The organism is Micrococcus sp. KRD026, from assembly GCF_017168445.1.
In the GTDB taxonomy this organism is placed as follows: Bacteria; Actinomycetota; Actinomycetes; order Actinomycetales; family Micrococcaceae; genus Micrococcus; species Micrococcus luteus.
This window is the reverse complement of the sequence record NZ_JABFBA010000004.1, coordinates 55,382-60,008: the sequence shown is the minus strand read 5'-3', so window position 1 is coordinate 60,008 and position 4,627 is coordinate 55,382. Positions and strand designations below refer to the sequence as shown.

Below are 4,627 nucleotides of genomic sequence, written 5' to 3'. Positions count from 1 at the left end.
GGGGGAGAACGGGGTGGGGGACATGCGCCCAGGATAGTCCGCCGCCCCCGGCCGCAGTGGCCGGGGGCGGCGGTGTCCCGCGCGGTCGGGCGCGCTCAGGCGCGGTGCGCGCCGCCGTCGACGGCCGGGGTGCGGCCGGCCTCGGGAGCCGGGGCGGACGCGGCCTCGGCGGCGGGGGCGTGGCCGCGCTCGAGCTGGGCGCCCTCCACGTCCACGTCCGGCATGATCCGGTCGAGCCAGCGCGGCAGCCACCACGCCTTCTCGCCGAGCAGGTGCATCAGCGCCGGCATCAGGAGCAGGCGCACCACGAACGCGTCCAGCAGCACGCCGAAGGCCAGGCCGAAGCCCATCGGGCGGATCATCGCGTCGTGGGCGAAGATGAACCCGCCGAACACGGAGATCATGATGATCGCCGCGGCGATCACGACGGCCCGGCCCGAGCGCAGGCCGGTCAGCACGGCCTGGCGGGCGGGCAGGCCGTGGGCGTAGGCCTCGCGCATGCCGGAGGCGATGAACAGCTGGTAGTCCATGGCCAGGCCGAACAGCACGCCGATCATGATGGTCGGCAGGAAGCTGAGCACGGGGCCGGGGTTGTGGACCCCGAACACCGAGCCGAGCCAGCCCCACTGGTAGATGGCCACCACGCCGCCCATGGCGGCGAACATGGAGAGCACGAACCCGCCGGTGGCGATCAGCGGCACCAGGATCGAGCGGAACACCAGCACCATGATCAGCAGGGACAGGCCCACCACCACGCCCAGGTAGAGGGGCAGGGCGTCGGAGAGCTTCTCCGAGACGTCGATGAACCCGCTGGTCATGCCGGCCACGCCGAGGTTGGAGGCCTCGCCGGCCGGCTCGGTGGCGCGCAGCTCGCGCACCAGCTCCTCGGTGGAGACGGCGTTCGGGCCCTCCTCGGGCAGCACCTGGAACATGGTGACGGTGCGGTCCTCGTTGAAGCCCGCGGGCACCACGGCGTGCGCGTGCTCGAGGCCGGCGAGCTGCTCGCCCACCGCCAGGCGGGCGTCCTCGGCCGCGTCCTCGTCCAGGCCGGCGGGCAGGTCCACGGTCACCACGAGCGGGCCGTTGTAGCCCTCGCCGAACTTCTCGGCGGTGAGCTCGTACGCAACCTGCGAGTCGGAGCCCTCCGGCTCGGACCCGCCGTCCGGCAGGCCCAGGCGCATCGAGCCGACCGGCAGGGCCACGAGCACCAGCAGGGCGACGGCCGCCAGGGCCGAGGCGATCGCGGCCGGGGTGGACATGGTCGAGCGGCGCCCGGCGCGGCGCACGGCGGCGGAGCCCTCGGCGACGGAGGCGGGACCCTCGTCGGCGAGGCGGGCCCGCTCCTTCTTCGAGAGGATCCGCATCCCGGCCAGGGAGAGCAGGGCCGGGGTCAGGGTGACGGCCACCAGCACGGCCACGGCCACGCAGACCGCGCCCACGGTGCCCATCAGGCCCAGGAACGGGATGCCGGTGACGTTCAGGCCCACGAGGGCGACGATCACGGTGATGCCGGCAAACACCACGGCGTTGCCGGAGGTGCCGGTGGCCAGGGCGATCGACTCGTGCAGGCTCGTGCCGCGACGCAGCTCATGGCGGTGTCGGTTGACGATGAACAGCGCGTAGTCGATGCCCACGGCCAGGCCCAGCATCACCCCGAGCACCGGGGTCACGGAGATCATCTCCACGGCGGAGGAGAACGCGAGCGCCCCGGCGGCGCCCACGCCCACGCCCACCAGCGCATTGACCAGCGGCAGGCCCGCGCCCACGAGGGTGCCGAGCATGACCACCAGCACGATCGCGGCGACCACGAGGCCCACGACCTCGCCCGGGCCCAGCAGGGAGGACACGGTGGCGTTGAGCTCCTGGGAGGGATGCACGGCGACGCCGTCGATGTCCGCGCCGGTGAGGGCGCCGGTGACCGCCTCCTTGTCCTCGGCGGTCACGTCCAGGGTCGGCGTGGTGAAGGTGACGATCCCGACGGCGGTGCTGCCGTCCTCGGACACGGTGCGGAAGTCCTCCGCGAGGGCCAGGGTGCGCTCGCCGCGCTCGGCCTCGACGCGGCCGTCCTCCAGCTCGGCGCGGCCGTCGGCGAGGTCCGCCTCGGCCTGGTCCAGGCGCTCCGCGCCGGCGGCCAGCTGGGCCCGGCCGTCCTCGAGCTCGGCGACGCCGCGCTCGTACTCGGCCCGGCCCTCGTCGATCTTCTGCTGCTGCGCGTCGAGCTCGGCCTCGGCCGCGTCCAGGGCCTGCTGCCGTCCCGCGGCCACCTGCTCGCGGCCGGCCTCGAGCTCGGCCTCGGACTCCTGCAGCTGCTGCCGGCCGGCGGCGAGTCGGGCGGCGCCGTCGTCGGCCTCGGCCTGGGCGGCCGCGAGCTGTTCGGCGCCCGCGTCGGCCTCGGCCTGGGCGGCCTCCAGCTGGGCGCGGGCGGCGTCGGCCTGGTCCTGACCGGCCGCCAGCTGTGCCTCGGCGGCGGCGAGCTGCGCCTCCTGGTCGGCGAACTGCTCGGTGACCTGCTCCGCCGGGATGCCGGCGGCCTCGGCCTCGGCCAGTGCGGCGTCCCGGGCCTGCTCGAGCTCGGCGCGGCCCGCGGCCAGCTGCTCGGCCCGGGCGTCGAGCTCGGCCTGCCCGGCCTCGAGCTCGGCCCACCGGGCGTCGAGCTCGGCCTGCGCGGCCTCGAGCTCCTGACGCTGTGCGTCGAGCTTGGCCTGCCCGGCCTCGAGGCGCTCCGCCTGCTCCTCGAGCTCGGCGCGGCCGGCGTCGAGCTGCTCCTGGCCTTCGGCCACCTGCTGCTCGGCCTCCCGGAGCGGGGCCAGGGCCTCGGCCGGCAGGGCGTCCAGGCCACGCTCCTCGAGGTCGGCGCGCGCGGCGTCGAGCTTCGCCTGCCCCTCCTCCAGCTGGGCGGCGGCCTCGGCCAGGCGCTGCTCGGCCGCGTCGGCCTCGGCCGTGCGACGCTCGAGCTCGGCCCGGCCGTCCTCGATCTCCTGGCGTCCGTCCGCGAGGCGCTGCTCGCCGTCGGCCAGCTCGGTGCGGCCCTCGTCCAGCCGGGTGCGGGCGTCGTCCTGCTGGGCCTGGGCCTCGAACGGGTTCACGACGCCCTCCACGGCCGGCTGCTCGGCGACGTCGTCCAACAGGGCGGTGATCTGCTCGCGCTGGGCGTCGGTCAGGGGGGAGCCGTCCTCGGTGGTGAACACGACCTGGCCCCTGCCGCGGGAGGCCTCGGGGAACTCCTCCTTGAGGCGGTCCGTGACCTGGGCGGTGGGCGTGCCGGGGATGGTGACGGTGGAGGAGAGCGTGCCGCCGAAGGCGAGGAACCCGCCGACGGCGAGGGCCAGGGCGAGCACCCAGGCGAGGATCACGAGGAGGGGGCGGCGGGCGGCGCCGAGGCCGAGACGGTAGAGCAGTGTCGCCATGGGAAGGGGAGGTCTCCGTGCGCTGGGGTGGGACGCGGCCGGACGCGGCGCGCCGCCTCCGATGCTACACCTAAGCGGAGCGAACCGCTCCGGTCCCAGCGCGGGCGCCCGACCGGCCCGCACGCAGACCCCGACGCCCCCGGCCCCGGGCACCGCCGCCGTCAGGCGGAGGGCAGACGCAGGATCAGGTCCGCCGCGGCGCGCGGGGCGTGCCGGGCCAGGTAGTCCTCCTCCTGTGCGGCCCAGCGGTCCCAGTGCGGGGCGAAGGTCTCACCGTCCCGGGCCAGCGCCCGCGTGCGTCGCGCGGGGGTCTCGAGCTCGAGCCACACCGCCAGGTCGAGCAGCGGTCGGGCGGCGGTGCTGAGCGCACCCACGCCCTCGCACACCACGACGTCGGCCGGCGCGGTCCGCCGCGGCGGGCCGGGGGCGGCGCGGTGCCAGTCCCACGTGGTCCAGGTCGCCGTGCCCCGCTCCCGCAGCGCGCGCACGACGCCCGGGTAGGGGCCGTCGTCGTCCACCGCGGCGGCCAGCCCGTCCCAGCCCCGGTACATGGACTCGATCTCGATCACCTCGACGCGCGCGAACGGCGCGATCCGGGCCGCGAGCGCGGCGGCGAGGACGGTCTTGCCCGACCCCGAGCGGCCGTCCAGGCCGATGAGCGCCGGTCGGGTCACGGGTCCTCCGGGGCGGGGTCCGTCAGTGCGGCGGTGGCCGCCTCGAGCACCCGCACCGCGGCCCGCAGCTCCGCGGCGGAGAACCCCTCGAGGGCGGCGCTCAGCCGCTGGGACATCGGTTCGAACGCGCGCTGTCCGTCGCGGCGGGCCGTGTCCGTGTGCTCCACCAGCACGCGCCGCCGGTCGCCCTCGTCCCGGTGGCGGCGGACGTGGCCCGCGGCGGCCAGGCGGTCCACGAGGGCGGTGGCCGAGGCCCGGGTGAGGTGCAGGTGGGCGCCGAGGTCCGAGGCCGTGACGGGCTCACCGGCCGCCGCGCGGGCCATCAGGTACGCGAGGGCTCTGAGGTCCGTGCGGTGCAGGCCGACGCCGCGGCCGGCCTCGTCGACGGCGTGCTCCGCGCTCTCGCTGAAGACGCGCAGGGCGTGGACCACGGCGAGGTGCTCCGCGGGGGCGGAGGGGGGCTGCGTGGTCATGGCCGGGAGTCTAGCCAGCCCCCATGGTTGTTTGATCATCGAACCATCCCCTACGCTCGGGGCATGCCCACCC

Annotated in this window: 3 protein-coding genes; all 3 read right to left on the bottom strand. The window is 76.1% G+C overall.

Translation table 11 applies throughout. The features are described 5' to 3' along the window. Positions 1-95: 95 nt before the first annotated feature. A complete protein-coding gene (locus J1M40_RS01200) occupies positions 96-3,407 on the bottom strand; it encodes an MMPL family transporter (RefSeq protein ID WP_036317217.1) in 3,312 nt (1,103 codons plus the stop codon). 161 nt (positions 3,408-3,568) lie between these two features. Beyond that, positions 3,569-4,081 carry a para-aminobenzoate synthase component I gene (locus J1M40_RS01195; RefSeq protein ID WP_036317220.1) on the bottom strand — a complete coding sequence of 171 codons (513 nt, stop codon included), beginning with the start codon at positions 4,079-4,081 and terminating at the stop codon, positions 3,569-3,571. Further along, positions 4,078-4,554, bottom strand: coding sequence for a MarR family winged helix-turn-helix transcriptional regulator (locus J1M40_RS01190; protein WP_036317223.1), 477 nt, complete (start codon positions 4,552-4,554; stop codon positions 4,078-4,080). The genes J1M40_RS01195 and J1M40_RS01190 overlap by 4 nt, the downstream gene beginning before the upstream one ends. Between the last annotated feature and the right edge of the window lie 73 nt (positions 4,555-4,627).

Excerpts from the sequence above, each read along its gene's own strand:
- J1M40_RS01190 (WP_036317223.1), bottom strand. The coding sequence starts at position 4,554 with ATGACCACGCAGCCCCCCTCCGCCCCCGCGGAGCACCTCGCCGTGGTC.
- J1M40_RS01200 (WP_036317217.1), bottom strand. The coding sequence starts at position 3,407 with ATGGCGACACTGCTCTACCGTCTCGGCCTCGGCGCCGCCCGCCGCCCC.